At 32.9% G+C, this 18,945-nt stretch carries 22 protein-coding genes; 19 read left to right on the top strand and 3 right to left on the bottom strand.

What is annotated here, in order from left to right; translation table 11 throughout:
- Positions 1-149: 149 nt before the first annotated feature.
- From GQS07_RS01280 to GQS07_RS01270, 3 genes are all read right to left on the bottom strand, one after another.
- Positions 150-848: a YceI family protein gene (locus tag GQS07_RS01280; protein WP_158209295.1), complete on the bottom strand. Its 699-nt coding sequence runs from the start codon at positions 846-848 to the stop codon at positions 150-152.
- A gap of 355 nt (positions 849-1,203) precedes the next feature.
- Positions 1,204-1,716 carry an azurin gene (gene azu, locus GQS07_RS01275; protein WP_158209294.1) on the bottom strand — a complete coding sequence of 171 codons (513 nt, stop codon included), beginning with the start codon at positions 1,714-1,716 and terminating at the stop codon, positions 1,204-1,206.
- A 116-nt stretch (positions 1,717-1,832) separates the two neighbouring features.
- On the bottom strand, positions 1,833-2,333 hold the full coding sequence (locus GQS07_RS01270) for a hypothetical protein (protein ID WP_158209293.1): 501 nt from the start codon (positions 2,331-2,333) through the stop codon (positions 1,833-1,835).
- A gap of 143 nt (positions 2,334-2,476) precedes the next feature.
- On the opposite strand from GQS07_RS01270, the gene GQS07_RS01265 reads away from it, so the two are divergent.
- The 19 genes from GQS07_RS01265 (at position 2,477) to GQS07_RS01175 (ending at position 18,943) form a co-directional block, all read left to right on the top strand.
- Positions 2,477-3,052 carry a DJ-1/PfpI family protein gene (locus tag GQS07_RS01265; protein ID WP_158209292.1) on the top strand — a complete coding sequence of 192 codons (576 nt, stop codon included), beginning with the start codon at positions 2,477-2,479 and terminating at the stop codon, positions 3,050-3,052.
- 88 nt (positions 3,053-3,140) lie between these two features.
- Positions 3,141-4,001 carry a carboxylating nicotinate-nucleotide diphosphorylase gene (nadC, locus tag GQS07_RS01260; RefSeq protein WP_158209291.1) on the top strand — a complete coding sequence of 287 codons (861 nt, stop codon included), beginning with the start codon at positions 3,141-3,143 and terminating at the stop codon, positions 3,999-4,001.
- Between the two features lie 73 nt (positions 4,002-4,074).
- Positions 4,075-4,998 (top strand): YihY/virulence factor BrkB family protein, encoded by a 924-nt coding sequence (locus GQS07_RS01255; RefSeq protein WP_158209290.1) that lies wholly within the window; start codon positions 4,075-4,077, stop codon positions 4,996-4,998.
- Positions 4,999-5,013: 15 nt separating this feature from the next.
- On the top strand, positions 5,014-5,442 hold the full coding sequence (locus GQS07_RS01250; RefSeq protein WP_158209289.1) for a DUF2147 domain-containing protein: 429 nt from the start codon (positions 5,014-5,016) through the stop codon (positions 5,440-5,442).
- Positions 5,443-5,619: 177 nt separating this feature from the next.
- The gene (priA, locus tag GQS07_RS01245; protein WP_158209288.1) at positions 5,620-8,070 is read left to right on the top strand and encodes a primosomal protein N'; all 2,451 of its coding nucleotides are present in this window, start codon (positions 5,620-5,622) and stop codon (positions 8,068-8,070) included.
- 219 nt (positions 8,071-8,289) lie between these two features.
- Positions 8,290-8,838, top strand: a complete 549-nt coding sequence (locus tag GQS07_RS01240) for a DUF4375 domain-containing protein (RefSeq protein ID WP_158209287.1) — start codon at positions 8,290-8,292, stop codon at positions 8,836-8,838.
- Positions 8,839-8,979: 141 nt separating this feature from the next.
- Positions 8,980-9,321, top strand: coding sequence for a 30S ribosomal protein S6 (rpsF, locus tag GQS07_RS01235; RefSeq protein ID WP_090410103.1), 342 nt, complete (start codon positions 8,980-8,982; stop codon positions 9,319-9,321).
- Positions 9,322-9,326: 5 nt separating this feature from the next.
- The gene (gene rpsR, locus GQS07_RS01230; protein WP_090410105.1) at positions 9,327-9,623 is read left to right on the top strand and encodes a 30S ribosomal protein S18; all 297 of its coding nucleotides are present in this window, start codon (positions 9,327-9,329) and stop codon (positions 9,621-9,623) included.
- 62 nt (positions 9,624-9,685) lie between these two features.
- Positions 9,686-10,129: a 50S ribosomal protein L9 gene (rplI, locus tag GQS07_RS01225; RefSeq protein ID WP_090410107.1), complete on the top strand. Its 444-nt coding sequence runs from the start codon at positions 9,686-9,688 to the stop codon at positions 10,127-10,129.
- A gap of 84 nt (positions 10,130-10,213) precedes the next feature.
- A complete protein-coding gene (locus GQS07_RS01220; RefSeq protein WP_158209286.1) occupies positions 10,214-10,879 on the top strand; it encodes a hypothetical protein in 666 nt (221 codons plus the stop codon).
- A gap of 178 nt (positions 10,880-11,057) precedes the next feature.
- On the top strand, positions 11,058-11,531 hold the full coding sequence (locus GQS07_RS01215) for a DUF6495 family protein (RefSeq protein ID WP_090410110.1): 474 nt from the start codon (positions 11,058-11,060) through the stop codon (positions 11,529-11,531).
- A 12-nt stretch (positions 11,532-11,543) separates the two neighbouring features.
- Positions 11,544-13,541: an NAD-dependent DNA ligase LigA gene (gene ligA / locus GQS07_RS01210; RefSeq protein ID WP_158209285.1), complete on the top strand. Its 1,998-nt coding sequence runs from the start codon at positions 11,544-11,546 to the stop codon at positions 13,539-13,541.
- 65 nt (positions 13,542-13,606) lie between these two features.
- Complete coding sequence (locus GQS07_RS01205; protein WP_158209284.1) at positions 13,607-14,119, top strand: DUF6913 domain-containing protein; 513 nt, start codon at positions 13,607-13,609, stop codon at positions 14,117-14,119.
- 16 nt (positions 14,120-14,135) lie between these two features.
- Entirely contained in the window at positions 14,136-15,020 is an 885-nt protein-coding gene (dapA, locus tag GQS07_RS01200; protein ID WP_158209283.1) for a 4-hydroxy-tetrahydrodipicolinate synthase, read from the top strand.
- 6 nt (positions 15,021-15,026) lie between these two features.
- Complete coding sequence (locus tag GQS07_RS01195) at positions 15,027-15,542, top strand: ferritin (RefSeq protein ID WP_158209282.1); 516 nt, start codon at positions 15,027-15,029, stop codon at positions 15,540-15,542.
- A gap of 162 nt (positions 15,543-15,704) precedes the next feature.
- Entirely contained in the window at positions 15,705-16,511 is an 807-nt protein-coding gene (locus tag GQS07_RS01190) for an outer membrane protein assembly factor BamD (RefSeq protein WP_158209281.1), read from the top strand.
- A 14-nt stretch (positions 16,512-16,525) separates the two neighbouring features.
- Entirely contained in the window at positions 16,526-16,843 is a 318-nt protein-coding gene (locus tag GQS07_RS01185) for a DNA-directed RNA polymerase subunit omega (protein ID WP_090410122.1), read from the top strand.
- A gap of 14 nt (positions 16,844-16,857) precedes the next feature.
- Positions 16,858-18,066 (top strand): bifunctional phosphopantothenoylcysteine decarboxylase/phosphopantothenate--cysteine ligase CoaBC, encoded by a 1,209-nt coding sequence (gene coaBC, locus GQS07_RS01180; RefSeq protein WP_158209280.1) that lies wholly within the window; start codon positions 16,858-16,860, stop codon positions 18,064-18,066.
- On the top strand, positions 18,059-18,943 hold the full coding sequence (locus GQS07_RS01175) for a DUF4835 family protein (protein ID WP_158209279.1): 885 nt from the start codon (positions 18,059-18,061) through the stop codon (positions 18,941-18,943). Before coaBC ends, GQS07_RS01175 begins: the two co-directional genes overlap by 8 nt.
- Positions 18,944-18,945 lie beyond the last annotated feature (2 nt).

Genomic DNA, 18,945 nt, shown 5'->3' with positions numbered 1-18,945 from the left:
TAAAAACTATAAAATTGTTTAATCCTTTAATGTAAGAACTACAAAGTTACTTATTTCTTTTAAAACAAGGCGTGTATTCTATGAGAGAATGCCAAAAGAAAAGCCACTCGATATGAGTGGCTCTGTCTAAAAATTGTATAATTGAAGAATTATTCAGTTACTTTATCAGCAACTAAGTGAATTCCAATTTCCATATCTTGGCTAATTCCCCATTCAGCAGGAGTAATAGCAGCACCTGTTTTATCAACAGTACCAAATTTGATACCCCAGTCAGTACGTTGTGCTACGAAGTTAGCTTCAACAGTAGTTTTACCATCAGCGATAGTTACTTTAGCTGGGAAAGTAATGTTTACAGTGTTGTCTAAAATAGTTAAGTTTCCACTAACTAATTTGTTAGCTCCTTCAATTTTGCTTTCATTTTTAGTAGCATCAAAATCTTCTACTTTAGTGATTGCAAATGCAACAGTAGGGTATTTTTCTACGTCAAAGAAGTCAGCATTTTTTAAGTGACCTTCTAATTTAGCAACATCTTCATCTTTGCTTACAGATTCTCTATCTACAGCAATTGTATTCATATCCATTACGTAGTTACCAGCGTTTAAACCAGAAGCGTCAACAGCAATATCTCCAGATTGAAGAGAGATTTTACCGAATCTTGGGTCTAATCCACCTTTGTGTCCTACTTTCCAAGTTACATAACTATCAGTAAGGTTTACGTTGAATTTTTCTCCTTTTTCAGTCGCAACTTCTTGTTCAGTAGTAGTTGTTACTTTATCTGCGTTTTTGTTACCACAAGACGCAAGAGTCATTGTAGCTATAACAGCTAATGATAATACGATTTTTTTCATTTTAATGCTTATTTTAATTAGTTCAAATGTACAATTCTTACAGATAAGAAACAATGTATCAGAAAAATAAGCTTCTTAAAATGAAGTGTTTCCATTTATATTAATAAAGATGGTTAAATGAGATTGTTTATGAAAAAAGTAGATGAGTGAGATTTTAATGTTTTTTAGCTTATTTATATGTGATATGCTTAGTGTTCTTAACCATAAATTAGGGATGTGTAAAAAGCTTATTTAGACTAATAACAAGTAATAGAGTGAAGTGATTGTCGTTTGAAACAGTACTTTTTGAAGTAATAAGACAAAAAAAACAGGCTACCGAAGTAACCTGTTTCATATATGCTTTGTATAGAATTGACTATTCAGCAATTAATTTTCCTTGCATCATAGCGAAGTGAGCAGGGAATGAACATAAGAAATCATAAGTACCAGCTTCAGTAATTGTGAATTCAATTGTATCAGATTGTCCACCACCTAATGTTTTAGTGTGAGCAACAATGTTTTCTTTTCCTTCAGCAGGGATATAATCTGTCTCAGTAGCTTTAGCAGCTTCTTCAGCAAATGCTGCTAATTCAGTACCTGGTTTTAATAATACCCAGTTATGTCCCATAATAGCTTTGTCCATTTTTCCAGTATGTTTTAAAGTTAAAGTAACTTTTTCTCCAACAGGAACACGGATTTCATTTTGGCTGAATTTCATAGCGTCGTCAGCTGTGATTGTAACTTGTACTCCTTGAACTTCTGCTGTTTCAGCTGGCGCCTCAGTAGTAGTTTCAGGTGCAGTTGTAGCGTTATCAGCTTTTTTTTCTCCACAAGAAAATAACATTGTACTTGTAATTGCTAATGCCAAAATAGTGTTTAATCTTTTCATGATAACTTTATTAATTAATTTGTATTGAGTGATATTAACTCTTATCAAAAGAGTACAATAAAGGTACGACAATTAGTACTCGTGGTCAATTAATTACAGTTTAATTTTAAGAATTATTATATCTCTTTAAAAGTAGATAAAGTATTGATGAAATTCGTTGTTTCAGCAGCCTGATTGTTCGCTTGTGTCCATCCAATGAACTGATAGTTTGCTTTTTTACCATCCAATACAACTTGTAACATAAACATTAGATCTGTGCCCTGAGACATTTTTAACTCATACATTTTACCTGCAATGCCGTTAATGCGTACCTCTTCCTCTTTGATTACTTCGTAGTTTGGTCTTTTATTATAGTTAGCCAATGCCTTTTGAGTAAACGCTTCAAAAGAAGCCGTTTTGTCTTTTGCCTCGTGTGCAGTAACCACAAATACTTGTTTAAATGTGTTTCCATATTGTAAATCTGCCTCTGGATACAAATCTTCCATAACAGCTAACGTACCTGGAACCTCAATTGCGTATAAATTGTCCACTGTTTCCATTTGTGGAGGAGTTACTTTTTGATTACAGCTAACAAGCGTAAATAAGCAAATTGCAAAAGCTAAGAATTTAGTTTTCATAGTAAATGTTTGTTTTGTGTTTAAAGTAATAAAGTTAGTAAAAATGGATGAGGTAAACTTCTTCTTTTTTTTTTACAATTTAATAACATTGGAGTTTTAAATAATGACTTATCTTAGAAGAAATAATATTAAAAATTATAATTATGGCAAAAACAGTTTTAATGTTAGCAGGAGACTTCGTAGAGGATTATGAAGTAATGGTACCTTATCAAGCACTACTTTCAGTAGGAGTGAATGTAGATGTAGTATGTCCAGGGAAAAAGAAAAATGAAGTTATAGCAACAGCTATTCACGATTTTGTTGGTTTTCAGACGTATGCTGAATCAAGAGGTCATAATTTTGTAATTAACAAGTCTTTTGATGAAGTGAAGATTGAAGAGTATGCAGGATTATATATCTGTGGAGGAAGATCATCAGAATACATCAGATTAAACCATAGAGTAATTGAGTTTGTACAATACTTTTTTGAAAAGAACTTACCAGTAGCAGCTATTTGTCACGGTATTCAAGTATTGACACCAGCAAATGTTTTAAAGGGAAGAACCTTAACAGCTTATCCAGCAGTTGGACCAGATATTACAGTTGCAGGAGGTGTTTACAAAGAAATAGATGCTGATAAAGCGGTAGTAGACGGAAACTTAGTTACCTCTCCAGCTTGGCCTGGACATCCAGCTATTCTAAGAGAATTTTACAAGATGATTGGCGTACAAATCGGATAAGTAAAAAGACATTATTCATTTTTTGCGATGTTAGATAAGGGAGAGTTCATTAAACATTTCTTATTTTAGCATCGCAAATTTTTTTGATATGATTTCAGTAGAACAATTTAAGGCAGAGTTAGATATTATTATTCGCAACGCAATTAGAGAAGATGTAGGTGATGGAGATCACAGTTCATTAGCGTGTATTCCTGCTTCTGCAACAGGAAAAGCAAAGTTGTTAGTCAAAGAAGACGGTATTATTGCTGGAGTTGATTTTGCTAAAATGGTATTCAATTATGTAGACCCTTCATTAGTTGTGGAAGAATGTGTGAAAGACGGTACTTCTGTAAAAGTAGGAGATATTGTCTTATATGTTTCGGGTTCTTCACAATCTATCTTAAAAGCAGAGCGATTGGTTTTAAATGCTATGCAACGTATGAGTGCTATTGCAACTAAAACGCGTGTGTTTGTTGACTTACTTGAAGGAACGGGAACGAAGATATTGGACACTCGTAAAACAACACCCGGAATTAGAGCAATTGAAAAATGGGCTGTAAAAATTGCAGGAGGAGAGAACCACCGTTTTGCGTTATACGATATGATTATGTTGAAAGATAATCACATAGACTTTGCAGGTGGAATCAAACAAGCAATTGAAAAGACAAATCAATATTTAAAAGACAATAATAAAGATCTTAAGATTATTGTTGAAGCAAGAAGTATTGATGAGGTAAAACAAATCTTAGCTTGTGACAATGTACACCGTATCTTGTTGGATAATTTTGATTATGATATGACAAGAGAAGCAGTGCAATTAATCGGAAACCAATGTCAAACGGAGTCCTCAGGTAATATAGATGAAACTACCGTTAGAGAATATGCTTTATGTGGAGTAAACTATGTTTCTTCAGGTGCTCTAACGCATTCAGTATATAATATGGATTTAAGTTTAAAAGCCGTGTTGTAAAACAAGGTTAAAAAGGAGAGTTAGATTACTTTTTATAAAGTATAATTCTGTATTTTTATAACAAAGTGCAAAGATGTCGAGAGAGATTGAAAGTAAAATAGATAAAATTCCTGTACTAAATAAAGTAGTTGGCTTTTTAAAAAAGATACGCTTTTCTTTTTTAGAAGGTTACTCTTTATACGATCTTATTGAATTGTATTTAGTAGGAATTGTAAAGGGAGCCTTTTCATATCGGGCAGGTTCAATTGCTTTCAGTTTCTTTATGGCTTTATTTCCTTTTGCTTTATTTATCTTAAACCTTATACCTTATATACCCTTAGATAATTTTCAATTAGACTTTATGCAGTTTATTGAAAACTCAGTTCCTCCTAACACCTTTGAAGCAATTGAGTCTATTATTCACGATATTATGAATAATAGTTATCGCTCATTATTATCTTCCGGATTCTTGCTGTCTATCTTTTTAATGACCAATGGAGTCTTTGCGATAATTGGAGGGTTTGAATCGTCTTACCATATTACAATTTCGCGTAATATTATTAGGCAGTATTTAGTTGCGTTGGTATTGTCCGTTTTCTTAGCAGTTTTACTTATTTTCTCAGTAGCTTTTTACGTTGTATTAGAAGTAGCGATGTATAAGTTTGACGTAAATTCGACATTAATACAATGGTCAAGAAGTATTTTTTTATTACTCGTTGTTTTAATGACCACTTCAATTCTGTATAAATTTGGTGCTAAAGAAACAAAACGCGTTTCGTTTATTTCGATAGGTTCTGTATTCACTACAGTTCTTTATATTCTTACCTCTTATTTGTTCAGTGTTTATGTTTTACGTTTTGCCCGTTATAACGAATTATATGGGTCAATAGGTACTTTATTGGTAGTTATGTTTTACCTGTGGATTAACTGTATGATCCTATTATTAGGTTTTGAATTAAATTTAGCGATAAGTAAACTTAAGTCAAAAAAAAAGGTATATTTGAAGCATAACCATTAAACTATCCAAAGAAATATGAAGAATTTTTTAACCTGCTTGATAATGGTATTGGGTGTATCTTTATCAATGAACGCACAGAGTATTGTAGGAAAGTGGAAGACTATTGATGACAATACAGGAAAAGAGAAGTCGATAATCAATATTTACGAAAAAGACGGTAAGTATTACGGACAAGTAAAAAAACTGTTGAATCCTTCTAAACCTAATCCAACTTGTGATAAGTGTGAGGGAGATGAGAAAGGTAAACCAATTGAAGGGTTAGTAATCATTAAAGGATTAACGAAAAAAGGTGATGAATATACAGGAGGAAAAATCACTGATCCGGAATCTGGAAAACAGTATAAATGCACTGTAAAATTAAATGGAAAAGATAAGCTTGACGTAAGAGGGTATGTTGGACTATCATTATTAGGTAGAACGCAAACTTGGGTTAAAGCAGAATAAGATTTTAAAAATTATATTAAGAAGGTCATCGAAAGATGGCCTTTTTTTCTTCAATAAAAGGAGTGAGTATTTGTATAGTGTAAATTTTGCTAATATATATCGCAGGAAGTCTGTGCGCTGATGAGGAAAGCGAGTTAAAACTATTTATCTTTGTTTTTATTAAAAAGAAAATTGAAGATGTACTACTTTGTTGAGGTTATTGTTCCTGTTGCAGTTGAACCAACTTTTACTTATCAGATCAGTGAAGCCGAATATGATTTCATCCAAATAGGGATGCGAGTTGCTGTACCATTTGGTAAGTCTAAAGTTTATACAGCTATAGTGATCGAAAAGCACAATAGAGTACCCGAGGTATATGTAGCCAAGGAGATAAATGAGATCATAGACATCACTCCAGTTGTAACACAGAAGCAAATAGATTTGTGGAAGTGGATTGCTTCTTACTATTTGTGTACAATAGGTGAGGTATATAGGAGTGCTATGCCTTCAAGATTACTTTTAGAAAGTGAGACTTTAATACAGTATAATCCTAAAAATACTGTATCACCAGACGATTTAGATGATTCGGAATATTTGTTATACGAGGCTTTACAACAACAAGCGATATTAAAAGTAGAAGAAATTATTGCGATTCTAAATCGTAAAAAAGTGTTTCCAGTGATTAATTCTCTGTTGGAAAAAGGAATGATTTTCTTGCAAGAAGAACTGGTTGAAAAGTATAAACCTAAACAAATTCGCTATGTGAAAATTGCTGAGCCTTATGTGGCTGAGAATGGGTTAGCGGATTTAATGCAATTAGTATCGCGCGCAGAAAAGCAACGCGAAATGGTGTTGAAGTTTTTTCAGTTGAATGCTGTTGCTAAGAAACCAATTACAGTAAAGCAATTGGTAGAGGAGTCAGAATCTTCTTCTGCTGTTGTCAAGGCTTTGATTGATAAAGGTGTTTTTGAAGAGTATTATTTGAATCAAGACCGGGTTATTTTTGGCGACGCTAAACAAGATGTGATTGAGTTAAGTGATGAGCAGAGTAAAGCACTGTGGGAGATAGGACAGCATTTTGAGCAGAAAGATGTGGTGTTACTTCACGGGGTTACAGCTTCTGGAAAAACAGAGGTTTATATTAAACTACTTGAAAAATATTTAGCCCAAGAAGGACAAATATTGTTTTTAGTACCTGAAATAGGATTGACAACGCAGTTAGTTTCGCGTTTAGTAAACTATTTTGGAAACCAAGTAGCGGTGTATAATTCGAAGTATTCACACAACGAACGTTTAGAGGTTTGGGATCAAGTGTTGAACCAATCAGAAAAAGCTAAGATTGTTATTGGTACGCGTTTGTCTATTTTCTTGCCGTTTCAAGATTTGCAGTTGATTATTGTAGATGAAGAGCAAGAAGGGAATTACAAACAGCACGATCCTGCTCCGCGTTATCACGGGCGTGATTCTGCTATTGTATTAGCTAAGCAACACCAAGCGAAAGTGATTTTAGGTACAGCAACGCCAAGTTTAGAAACTTATTACAATGCTACACAAGGCAAATATGGTTTGGTGCAATTGACAAAACGTTATTCCAATGTGGTGCTGCCAGAAATTGTTTTGGTTGATGTGAAAGATAAATACAAGCGAAAACAGATGACGGGACACTTTTCTGATTATCTGATTGAAGCGATGAATATGGCTTTGTCTTTGGAGGAACAAGTGATTTTGTTTCAAAATAGAAGAGGTTTCTCGCCAGTAGTAGAATGTATGACGTGTGGTTCTGTGCCTGAATGTCCTCATTGTGACGTGAGTTTAACGTATCACAAGTTTAAAAACGAATTGCGATGCCACTATTGTGGTTATACACTTCCAATGCCAAAGCAATGTTATCGTTGTCACAGCGTGGATTTGAATACTAAAGGATTTGGAACAGAGCAAGTAGAAGAGGAGTTAAGAGAGTTGTTTCCCAATAAGCGAATTGGCCGTATGGACCAAGATACGACAAGAGGGAAACACGGTTATGAAAAGATTGTAGAAGCCTTTGAAAATAGGCAGATAGATATATTGGTGGGAACACAAATGTTGGCTAAGGGATTTGACTTTGGCAATGTGAATTTAGTTGGTATTATGAATGCTGACAATAGTTTATATCACCCTGATTTTAGAGCACACGAACGCGCTTATCAAATGATGGTTCAAGTAGCAGGGCGTGCAGGAAGACAAGATAAAAAAGGGAGGGTAGTGATACAAACTTTTAATCCTTATCACAACATTATTCAACAAGTGACGAATAATGATTATATCGGAATGTATAAAGAACAAATGTATGAGCGCTATAATTTTAAATACCCACCATTCTATAGGTTAGTACGTTTGACTTTAAAACATCGAGATTTCGAGAAATTGCGCGAAGCTTCTTTTTGGTTGTATAATAATTTGAAAGAGCAATTAGGGATTCCTGTATTAGGGCCTGAAGAACCCGCTATTAATAGAATTCGAAATCAATATATAAGAGTAATTCTAATTAAAATACCGCAGAATGTTCCTCTTGTTAAAACAAAGGAGAATGTGAAGCGTATTTTAAAGAGTTTTGAAGCAATTGGCGCTTATCGTTCTGTAAAGGTTACACCAAATGTTGATTTTTATTAGTTTTGTAAGTTATTGAATTTGTGTTTTTATTAAAGAGCAATTTTAAGTAAGATATATAAAAAGTAAAAAGGCTATGGTAGGAATTGCTATTATGGACTTGTTCATAGTGAAATAGTAGGATATAATTTACATAAGTTTAATAAGAATATCTTTTGTGATACTAACTTAAAATGTACTTTTGTTTACTACACTATGGAGCGTAAATAAAAAAAAGGATATATGAAAAATTTAAAAATAGTAGTTTTCGATGAAGCGTTGAAAAGTGAAGAGCATTATGATATTGTTTATTCAAATATTTCTGTTGTCAACTTAATTCGCGAAGAAGGCGGTTCTATTGACGAGGATATTCATCACGATGCTTTAGTTAGTTATTATGTAGATTATTACTTGGACCAATATGAAACAGGGAACTTCTCTCAGATTGTATGGAACTCAGGAGCTGATTATGAATTTTTCGATGTAGTTGAAGAAGGACTTGGAAAAATGGGGGCTAAACAGCACCAAGCATTTTTGAAAAAACAAGTTGCTCTTTTGAAAAGCTTGGATTACGAAGTGATTGAAGGATTTGTAGAAGCTGATTATTCAGCTACACATCAAACAAGTATTGCGTTAAACAATGACGAATTTTTTGATATAGAAGAAGATGTTGTTGAGTTAAATGCGAACTGGTTAAGAGGACACGTTGATTTAGTTGCTTTATCTATTGAAGATATCTATGTATATGCAGAGAAACTGTTAGATAAAAAAATTCAAAGAGAAGAAGAGTAGAATTTAAAAATATAGTTGAGGTATAAAAGAGGCAGATTGCTACTTATATTAAAATTGAAATAAATTAAATATCAATTTGGATTGTAAGGTAACAAGTTGTATTTTTGCACCCAATTTTGTAACAAATAAAATTTTGTATTTATGAATCATTATGAAACTGTTTTCATCTTGAATCCCGTTTTATCTGAAACTCAGGTAAAGGAAACAGTAATTAAATTCGAAGAATTTATTACTTCTCGCGGTGGAGAGATGGTATCTAAAGAGGATTGGGGCTTAAAAAAATTAGCTTATGAAATCCAACACAAGAAAAGTGGATTTTATCACTTATTCGAATTCAAAGCTCCAGGAGAAGTTATCCTTAGCTTAGAAACTGAATTCAGACGTGATGAAAGAGTTATGCGTTTCTTAACTGTAACTTTAGACAAACACGCTATTTCTTGGGCTGAAAGAAGAAGAGAGAAATTAAAATCTAAAAAAGCTTAATTGTTATGTCAAGTATAGAACAATCTGCAAAAGGTAAAAAAGACGGAGATATCAGATATCTAACGCCTTTAAACATTGAAACAAACAAAGCTAAAAAGTACTGTCGTTTCAAAAAATCTGGAATCCAATATATTGACTATAAAGATGCTGATTTCTTATTGAAATTCGTTAACGAACAAGGAAAAATTCTTCCTCGTCGTTTAACAGGAACTTCTTTGAAATTCCAAAGAAAAGTATCTGTAGCGGTAAAAAGAGCTCGTCACTTAGCTTTAATGCCATACGTAGCTGATTTATTAAAATAATAACAAATTAAGTTGTTGGTTTTCACACCGTGAAACCTAACTTCTTTAAAAAGGACATCAACATGGAAATTATCTTAAAACAAGACGTTCAAAAATTAGGTTTCAAAGACGACGTAGTAACTGTTAAACCAGGATACGGACGTAACTACTTAATTCCTCAAGGAATGGCAGTTTTAGCTACACCTTCTGCAAAGAAAGTATTAGCTGAGAACTTAAAACAAAGAGCGCACAAAGAAGCTAAATTAATTGCAGACGCAAAAGTTATTGCTGAAGCATTAAAAGCTTTAGATATTAAAATCGCTGTTAAAGCAGGTGGAGAAAAATTATTCGGATCTGTTACTAACGCTAATATCGCTGAAGCATTCGCTAAAGAAGGTCAAGAAATTGACAGAAAATTCATCACTTCAGGAGTTATCAAACGTTTAGGTAAATATACTGCTAACGTTCGTTTACACCGTGATGTAATCGTTGAAGTTGATTACGAAGTAATCGCTGAGCAAGAATAGTCATTTTTTGATTATATATATAGAAGGCCCTCCATTGGAAGGCCTTTTTTTGTATCTTTAGGTTTTACCAATTTTCTATATATTATGATTCGAACTATTTTAAAAGTGTGTTGTGTTTCAACTTTGTGTTTATTGTTAGTACAATGTAAAAAAGAGACTGAAGAAGTACAGCCTCAAGATAATATTGAGCAAGTAGCACAACCTGGAGAAGAAGATGAAAAAATAGAGGAAGTAGTTGATGAAAACTCTATTGAAGGTAAGTTTTTGAAAGACCCGACTTCAGTAGAGCGAAAGAATTTATATGAAGATGTTCCTTATATTTTAGAATTGACAGCTAAGTCACTTAAGGTAAAGCCTGAGAAATTGTTGAAAGAATCTAAGCAAGAAGATAAGTTGTTTTACAGCAAGGATTTTGACAGTTATGACTTTGTTTATAATATAGTCAAGTCAAGTGAGATGGGGTATTATTTAAGTGATGAGTTCAAGGCAGAAGTTATTAAAAATGATGGAAAGGGAGTTGGTATGATGTTAGATGTTTCTCCTCAAGTTAGTAATGATGCAAGTAAAGCTTTTGGTAATTATTATGGTATAACTATTTATGAAGACTACCCGGATAGAATAGCAGGAGCTAAACATTTGTTTTTTGATATCAAGACAAAGAAACTATATTACGACCCAATCTATGAAGAGATTCAGGAGTTGAAATATGATAAAAATTTGTTAGAACAAGGTAAACAGTTTTTAAAATAAATAGTGGATATAAATAAAATAAATCTCTTTAAAGCTTAAATGTTTTAAAGAGATTTTTTATTTGAATTATTCAGATGCTTGTTATTCAATAGGATTAGTGGATATAAAAGATAAGATAAGTTTTTTGATATTAATTACGTTTAGAATTTAGTATTTTTGATTTTTAAAATATATTACAATGAAGTATAGCCGTCTTACGAAAGAACAATTTGAAGAATTACACCCAGAGTTTACTAATTTTTTAGCTTCACAGCAAATAGATAAAAACGAATGGGATAAGATAAAAGCAGAGAAGCCAGAAGTGGCTGAACAAGAGTTAGATGTGTTTTCTGATTTGATTTGGGAGGGAGTTTTATCAAATGCTAAATATTTAGAGCATTATTCTCCAAGTCATATTTTCTTATTTGGTTTTGACGATACTGAGATTAATACTATTGTAATTAAAGCTTTACAATCTGATATTGATTTCTTGACAAAAGAAGGATTACAATGGTTATCTGATGCTGTGTTTACAGAGGCAGTTGAGATTCGTCACGGAGGAAAGAAATTTGGAGAAGATAGAAATGCGGAGTTATTTTCTATTATTCAACAAGGAGCTATTTTGAGTGAAGGTGTGTTATATACACAATTCAAAGATATGTTGAAGTTATAAGTTGTTTACTGTATGGAAGTAAAAACGCAAATAGAAGCTTTAAGAAAAGAGCTAAATCAACATAATTATAATTATTATGTGTTGGACAATCCAACAATTTCTGATTTTGAGTTTGACCAAAAATTAGCTGAATTAGTTAAGTTGGAAACAGCTCATCCTGAATTTTTCGATATTGATTCACCTACACAACGAGTAGGTGGAGCTGTAACTAAAAATTTTGAAACAGTAGTTCACAGTCATCGTATGTATTCTTTGGATAATTCTTATTCAAAAGAAGATTTGATAGAATGGGAACAGCGCGTTCAGAAAATGTTAGGTGATGTGCCAATTCAATATACCTGTGAGTTAAAATATGATGGTGCTTCGATTAGTATTACCTACGAAAATGGTGTGCTAAAAAGAGCTGTTACTCGTGGAGATGGAATTCAAGGAGACGATGTAACAAGTAATATTCGTACGATTAAGTCAGTTCCGATTCGTTTAAATGGAGATTATCCTGAATTATTCGATATCAGAGGAGAGATTGTTTTGCCTTTAGCAGGCTTTGAGAAGATGAATCAAGAGTTGATTGAAATAGGGGAAGCACCTTATTCTAATCCTCGAAATACAGCATCTGGTAGTTTGAAATTACAAGATAGTGCTGAAGTAGCAAAACGTCCTTTAGAATGTTTGTTATACTATGTTATAGGAAGTGATTTGGGAATTGAAACACAATATGAGAGTTTAGATAAGGCTCGCGATTGGGGGTTCAAGGTTCCTACTATTTCTAAGTTAGCAAAAAATATGGAAGAAGTATTGGAGTTTATCTCATATTGGGATGAACACCGTCATACTTTGCCGTATGAGACAGATGGAGTAGTTATTAAGGTAAATTCAATTCATTATCAAGAAGAATTAGGCTATACAGCAAAAGCACCTCGTTGGGCAATTGCTTATAAGTTTAAAGCAGAACAAGTAGAGACTGTTTTAAACTCTATTTCGTATCAAGTTGGGCGTACAGGAGCAATTACTCCGGTAGCTAATTTAGAGCCTGTACAATTGGCAGGAACGATAGTAAAGCGCGCGTCATTACACAATGCAGATCAGATTGCTAAACTTGATATTCGCGTAAATGATTCGGTTTATGTAGAAAAAGGAGGAGAGATTATTCCTAAGATAGTAGGTGTGAATTTAGAAGCTCGTTCTGCTGATTCTGAACGTACTATTTATATCAAGGAATGTCCTGAATGCGGAACAAAACTGAAGCGAAACGAAGGAGAAGCACAGCATTATTGTTCAAATGTATATGGTTGTCCTCCTCAAATTGCAGGAAGAATACAACATTACATTTCTCGAAAAGCAATGGATATTGACGGATTAGGAGAGGAAACAGTGATGTTGTTGTACAAAAGTGGACTAATAGAGAGTTATGCTGATTTGTACGAATTAAAGAAAGAAGATATTTTACCTTTAGACCGAATGGCAGAGAAATCTGCTGATAATTTGTTGAAGGGAATTGAAGCTTCTAAATCGATTCCTTTCGAACGTGTTTTATATGGATTAGGAATTCGTTATGTGGGAGAAACCGTTGCTAAAAAATTAGCAAATCACTATAAGAATATTGATGCCTTAGCAGAAGCTCCTTTGATGGAATTGATTATGGTTGATGAGATTGGAGAGCGTATTGCTCAAAGTGTAATCGACTTTTTCAGTAGTTCAATTAATAAAGAGATTATTAATAGATTGAAGAGCTATGGTGTACAATTTGTTTTAGAGGAGAAAGAATCTACGGTAGTCTCTAATGTATTAGAAGGAAAAACATTGGTTGTTTCTGGTGTGTTTTCTAAAATGTCTCGTGATGAAATAAAACAAGCTATCGAAGATCACGGAGGAAAAAATGGAAGTTCAATTACATCAAAGACAAGTTATGTTGTAGCTGGTGATAAAATGGGACCTTCAAAATTAGAAAAAGCAAATAAATTAGGAGTTACAATCTTGTCAGAAGACGACTTTTTAGCTTTGATTCAATAAAACCTTGTTAAAAATAGGCAATCTTAATTGTTGATTTGATTAACTTTACAAAAATTGGAGCTTATATGTGGTTTAACACTTTGAAGAAAAGAGCAATACGAAAAAGTGTTGAGAGTGCTAAATTAACGCCAGTACCTACGGATTTTAAATACGAATTTAAAAAGATAGGTATTGTAGTTGAAAAGGCAGATTCGACAATGCTTTCGGAATTGCTGGAGGCTTTGAACACGAAAGGTGTTAAGCAAAGTCAAGTACAGTTTCTTGTTTATTCAAATGATAACAAAGAATCAAAAGGAGATGAGAATTTCTTTAAAATAAAAGACTTTACTATGTCTGGAAGTACAGATAAAAAAGAAGTGTTAGATTTTATAGGAGCAGATTACGATCTTTTGATTAGTTATTACACAAGTGATAGTGCGCCATTATTGTGGGTGACTGCAAAGTCCCTTGCAAAATTTAAGGTTGGTATTTCGTCTGTTAATACAAAGGGGAACCATTTTTGTTTAGAGGTTTCTGATTTGAATGTTAAGAGTTATATCGACAACTTATTCAAATACATTAAAGTTTTTAAAAAATAATTAATACATTAAAACTATGCAATCACTTATTGGTACGGGAGTGGCATTAGTAACGCCATTCAAAAGCGATTTCTCTGTAGATGTAGAAGCATTACAGAGATTGGTAGAATACACAATTTCAGGAGGAGTTGAATATCTTGTGGTATTAGGAACTACAGGAGAATCAGCAACATTGAGTAAGGAAGAGAAACAATTAGTCAAGCGTACCATAAAGCAAGTTAATAACAAGAGATTGCCTTTAGTGTTAGGTGTAGGCGGCAACTGCACTCAAGGAGTATTGGAAGAATTAACGGAGGAAAACTTAGAGGGTTTTGATGCTATATTATCAGTGTCTCCATATTATAATAAACCAACGCAAGAGGGAATTTATCAGCATTTTAAACAAATTGCCTTAAATAGTCCATTGCCGATTATATTATATAATGTACCTGGTAGAACAGGAAGTAATATGAATCCAAGTACAGTGATTCGCTTAGCAAATGATTTCGACAATATCATCGGAATTAAAGAAGCTGCGGGTAGTATGGTACAAGGAATGGAATTAATTAGACAATCAACACGTAAAGATTTCTTAGTGATTTCTGGTGATGATGCAATAGCTTTACCATTAGTATTAGCAGGTGGAGCAGGAGTTATTTCTGTAATTGGACAAGGGTTACCACAACAATTTACAGATATGATACGTTTAGGATTGAAAGGGGAAGTGAAAGAAGCTTTCGCTCTTCAATACCAATTGATGCCTATTATAGATATGATTTTTGAACAAGGAAATCCAGGGGGTATCAAAGAGATCTTGAAGTTAGCCAATGTTACAGATCATTGTGTAAGATTACCTTTGGTTAATGTAGATAATGATTTAACTTCAAGAATAGAAAAAGAGTATAGTAAAATAGTAAAATAAAAAAGTATGTTATCAGAAAAATTGCAAAATGCTTTAAATGAGCAGATAAAGTTAGAAGGAGATTCTTCTCAAATTTATTTAGATATGGCTTCTTGGGCTGAAATTCAAGGTTTTGAAGGTATTGCAACTTTTATGTTTGCTCAGTCAGATGAAGAACGCCAACATATGCTTAAATTAGTTAAGTATGTGAATCAAAGAGGTGGAGAAGCAGTTATTCCTGCTATTACAAAACCAACTTTAGATCATACTTCTATTAAAGGATTGTTTAAACAATTATTTGATCACGAGGTATTTGTATCTAAAAGTATTAACGAATTAGTACATATTGCATTAGAAGATCGCGATTATGCTACACATAACTTTTTACAATGGTATGTAGCAGAACAAATAGAGGAAGAAGCAACAGCGCGTACAATCTTAGATAAGATTAATCTTATTGGAGATGATAAAGGAGGGTTATATTTATTTGATAATGATATCAAGAATTTTAACCAAGAAGCAAATACTAATCCAGTAAATTAAGCGTTTAATTTATAATGAATTAAGAGAAAAGATGTCTTTTTTGACATCTTTTCTTTTTAGTATAAAAAGGTTTTTGTATAATGCAATTATTAATTTAAATTTGCATTTGCTTTGACAGGACTATCTTGGAAATGCTATTGTTTAAAACAACGAAAAACATATATGAAAAAATATATTGGTGTATCTATTTTAATACTTTCTTTTGCGAGCTGTGGGCCTATGCAAAAGGCATTAAAATCAGAAGATTATGAATATAAGAAAGAAGTAGCTAATCAATTTTTTGAGAAGAAAAAATATAGAAGCGCTATTCGTTTGTATGAACAATTGGAAAATGTGTATCGTGCAAATCCAAAAGCAGAGGAGATGTATTACAACTTTGCAGAGGCGACTTATCAAACAAAAGATTACATTTTAGCAGGACAAAGATTTAAAAGTTTTGCAGCTGTGTATCCAAGAAGTGAAAAAAGAGAAGAAGCTTTGTTGAAAGAGATTAAATCAGGGGTTCAGTTATCACCTGTTTATTCATTAGATCAACACGTTACTTATGCAACAATAGAGAAGTTACAGTCTTTTATAGATCAGTATCCTGCGTCAAACTTTGTATTCGAAGCAAATAGTATTATGTCTGATATGAATCAAAAGTTAGAGCAAAAGGCTTTTGAAAATGCGAAGCAGTTGAATACAATCGGAGAGTGGACAAGAAATTATGGTGCTGCAATTATAGCATTAGATAATTTTATATATGATTACCCAGGTACAAAGTTTAAAGAAGATGCTTTGTACTATAAATTTGATTCTGCGTACAAATTAGCAATGAACAGTGTTGCATCAAAGGTTGAAGATCGTTTAAATACGGCAAAATCAATGTACGAAACCCTTATACGTTTTAATGCTGAAACAAAGTATAAGGATAAGGCAGATGATATGATTAAAAATGTAAATAAAGAATTAGCAAAATTTTCAAAATAACTTAAGCGAAAGAGATGGATTTAAAGAAAACAAGTGCTCCGGTTAACACAATTACTTATAACAAAAATAAGATTGAGCAGCCTACAGGAAATATTTATGAGGCTATTACTATTATTGCAAAGAGAGCCAACCAAATCAATACAGAAATCAAGAATGAATTGGTTCACAAGTTGGAAGAGTTCGCTACAACTAATGATAGTTTAGATGAAGTTTTTGAAAATAAAGAACAAATTGAGGTTTCTAAGTTTTACGAAAAGTTACCTAAAGCTCACGCTTTAGCTGTTGAAGAATGGTTAGAGGACAGAGTTTCTTACAAAGAAGTTGTAAAATAATAAATACTTAGCGAATGTCAGTGTTAAGCGGAAAGAAAATATTACTGGGTGTTACTGGTGGAATTGCCGCTTATAAGACGGCAGCTTTAGTACGTTTACTTATAAAAGCAGGTGCAGAGATACAAGTTATTATGACACCTGCTTCTCATCAATTTGTGACTCCTTTTACTTTATCTACTTTATCAAAAAAGCCAGTATATACTAAATTCTTCAATGCTGGTGATGAAGGAGGAACATGGAATAACCACGTAGATTTAGCGCTTTGGGCTGATTTTATGATCATAGCTCCCGCTACTGCAAATACGTTAGCTAAAATGGCTAATGGTATTTGTGATAATCTATTAATGGCTATTTATTTATCTGCTAAATGCCCTGTATTTGTTGCTCCTGCTATGGACTTAGATATGTATGTTCATCCATCTACGGATAGAAATATAAATCTATTAACGTCTTATGGTAATATTATTATACCTGCAGAAGAAGGAGAACTTGCGAGTGGATTAGTAGGTAAGGGGAGGATGGCAGAACCAGAACATATTCTTGATTTTATTGATGCACATTTTAATACTTCATTGCCTTTAAGGGGTAAGAAAATTCTAATTACTGCAGGACCAACATATGAACCGATAGACCCAGTGCGTTTTATTGGAAATCATTCTTCTGGAAAAATGGGGTTTGATATTGCAATGGAAGCTGCCACAAAAGGAGCAGAGGTTGTTTTAGTGTCTGGACCAACGAATCAAAAGATTAGTCATCCATTAGTGAAAGTGATTAGTATCCTTTCAGCTAAGGAGATGTATGCAGCTTGTCACGAGTATTTTGAATCTGTTGATGCTGTAGTTGCAGCTGCTGCAGTTGCTGATTATCGACCTAAACATGTTGCAGATCAAAAAATCAAAAAGAATAGCGAAGAGTTTGTTATCGAAATGGATAAGAATCCGGATATTCTTGCTTCTTTAGGGGCAATTAAAAAGAAACAATTCTTGGTTGGTTTTGCTTTAGAGACACAGAATGAGGTGGAACATGCTAAGCAAAAAATAGTTAAAAAGAATTTAGATTTAATTGTACTAAATTCTTTAAATGATAAGGGGGCAGGTTTTGGTAAACCAACAAATAAAGTTACCTTTATCGATAAAGATTTTAACTTAGAACCTATGGAGTTAAAATTGAAAGAAGAAGTAGCAATAGATATTGTACAAAAAATAATTGATCATTATGCATAAACTTATTTGGCTTGTCGGTTTATTTTTTACAGTTTGCATTAACTACGGACAAGAGTTAAATGCGAATGTAACAGTTAATCACAGTCAAGTAGGTAATAGTAATCAAGCTTACTTCAAAACATTAGAAAAATCTCTTAAAGAGTTTATAAATAATACGAGTTGGACTTCTAAAAAGTTTGCACCTTCGGAAAGAATAGATTGTTCTTTTTTCCTAACTGTAAATACATACGGGAATAATACAGTTTCTGGCTCACTGCAGGTGCAATCTTCTCGTCCTATTTATAATTCAACTTATTCATCAACAGTTTTTAGTTTTAACGACAAGGATATAACATTCAATTATATTGAGTTTGAACCGTTATATTATAATACGAATTCATTTGATTCTAATTTAACTTCATTGATAGCGTATTATGTTAATGTGATTATAGGATTAGATAATGAAACATTTTCAAAAGGAGGTGGAAGTAACTATTTTCAAGCTGCTTCATCTATAAATTCAATTGCGCAACAATCAGGTTATAGAGGGTGGAAACAAGCAGATGGGACAAATAATAGGTATTATTTGATAAATGATATTGTAGCAGGAACAGGCTTGCCTTTTAGAGATGCTTTGTATACATATCATCGTATGGGAATGGATATTATGACAAGTAATGTAGAACAAGGTCGTGAAGGGATTTATAATGCGTTGTTAGAATTAGAAAAAATACATAAGTCTAAGCCTAATTCATTTTTAATACGCGTTTTTTTAGATGCTAAAAGCGATGAGTTAGTTAATGTTTATTCAGGTGTTACAGATAAAAATAAGAAGAGAGTAATTGAAGTGCTTAATAGAATAGCTCCGTTGAGTTCTTCTAAATGGAATAGTTTATAGTT

Source organism: Myroides phaeus (assembly GCF_009799805.1).
GTDB lineage: Bacteria > Bacteroidota > Bacteroidia > Flavobacteriales > Flavobacteriaceae > Flavobacterium > Flavobacterium phaeum_A.
This window is presented reverse-complemented; position numbering and strand designations above follow the sequence as displayed.

What these genes read in the sequence shown, in the direction of transcription:
- GQS07_RS01205 (WP_158209284.1), top strand. Translation starts at nt 13,607, where the DNA reads ATGTGGTTTAACACTTTGAAGAAAAGAGCAATACGAAAAAGTGTTGAG.
- GQS07_RS01215 (WP_090410110.1), top strand. Translation starts at nt 11,058, where the DNA reads ATGAAGTATAGCCGTCTTACGAAAGAACAATTTGAAGAATTACACCCA.
- GQS07_RS01270 (WP_158209293.1), bottom strand. Translation starts at nt 2,333, where the DNA reads ATGAAAACTAAATTCTTAGCTTTTGCAATTTGCTTATTTACGCTTGTT.
- ligA (WP_158209285.1), top strand. Translation starts at nt 11,544, where the DNA reads ATGGAAGTAAAAACGCAAATAGAAGCTTTAAGAAAAGAGCTAAATCAA.
- GQS07_RS01265 (WP_158209292.1), top strand. Translation starts at nt 2,477, where the DNA reads ATGGCAAAAACAGTTTTAATGTTAGCAGGAGACTTCGTAGAGGATTAT.
- GQS07_RS01240 (WP_158209287.1), top strand. Translation starts at nt 8,290, where the DNA reads ATGAAAAATTTAAAAATAGTAGTTTTCGATGAAGCGTTGAAAAGTGAA.
- rplI (WP_090410107.1), top strand. Translation starts at nt 9,686, where the DNA reads ATGGAAATTATCTTAAAACAAGACGTTCAAAAATTAGGTTTCAAAGAC.
- GQS07_RS01250 (WP_158209289.1), top strand. Translation starts at nt 5,014, where the DNA reads ATGAAGAATTTTTTAACCTGCTTGATAATGGTATTGGGTGTATCTTTA.
- azu (WP_158209294.1), bottom strand. Translation starts at nt 1,716, where the DNA reads ATGAAAAGATTAAACACTATTTTGGCATTAGCAATTACAAGTACAATG.
- GQS07_RS01220 (WP_158209286.1), top strand. Translation starts at nt 10,214, where the DNA reads ATGATTCGAACTATTTTAAAAGTGTGTTGTGTTTCAACTTTGTGTTTA.
- GQS07_RS01175 (WP_158209279.1), top strand. Translation starts at nt 18,059, where the DNA reads ATGCATAAACTTATTTGGCTTGTCGGTTTATTTTTTACAGTTTGCATT.
- rpsF (WP_090410103.1), top strand. Translation starts at nt 8,980, where the DNA reads ATGAATCATTATGAAACTGTTTTCATCTTGAATCCCGTTTTATCTGAA.
- rpsR (WP_090410105.1), top strand. Translation starts at nt 9,327, where the DNA reads ATGTCAAGTATAGAACAATCTGCAAAAGGTAAAAAAGACGGAGATATC.
- coaBC (WP_158209280.1), top strand. Translation starts at nt 16,858, where the DNA reads ATGTCAGTGTTAAGCGGAAAGAAAATATTACTGGGTGTTACTGGTGGA.
- GQS07_RS01280 (WP_158209295.1), bottom strand. Translation starts at nt 848, where the DNA reads ATGAAAAAAATCGTATTATCATTAGCTGTTATAGCTACAATGACTCTT.
- dapA (WP_158209283.1), top strand. Translation starts at nt 14,136, where the DNA reads ATGCAATCACTTATTGGTACGGGAGTGGCATTAGTAACGCCATTCAAA.
- GQS07_RS01195 (WP_158209282.1), top strand. Translation starts at nt 15,027, where the DNA reads ATGTTATCAGAAAAATTGCAAAATGCTTTAAATGAGCAGATAAAGTTA.
- GQS07_RS01255 (WP_158209290.1), top strand. Translation starts at nt 4,075, where the DNA reads ATGTCGAGAGAGATTGAAAGTAAAATAGATAAAATTCCTGTACTAAAT.
- GQS07_RS01190 (WP_158209281.1), top strand. Translation starts at nt 15,705, where the DNA reads ATGAAAAAATATATTGGTGTATCTATTTTAATACTTTCTTTTGCGAGC.
- priA (WP_158209288.1), top strand. Translation starts at nt 5,620, where the DNA reads ATGTACTACTTTGTTGAGGTTATTGTTCCTGTTGCAGTTGAACCAACT.
- GQS07_RS01185 (WP_090410122.1), top strand. Translation starts at nt 16,526, where the DNA reads ATGGATTTAAAGAAAACAAGTGCTCCGGTTAACACAATTACTTATAAC.
- nadC (WP_158209291.1), top strand. Translation starts at nt 3,141, where the DNA reads ATGATTTCAGTAGAACAATTTAAGGCAGAGTTAGATATTATTATTCGC.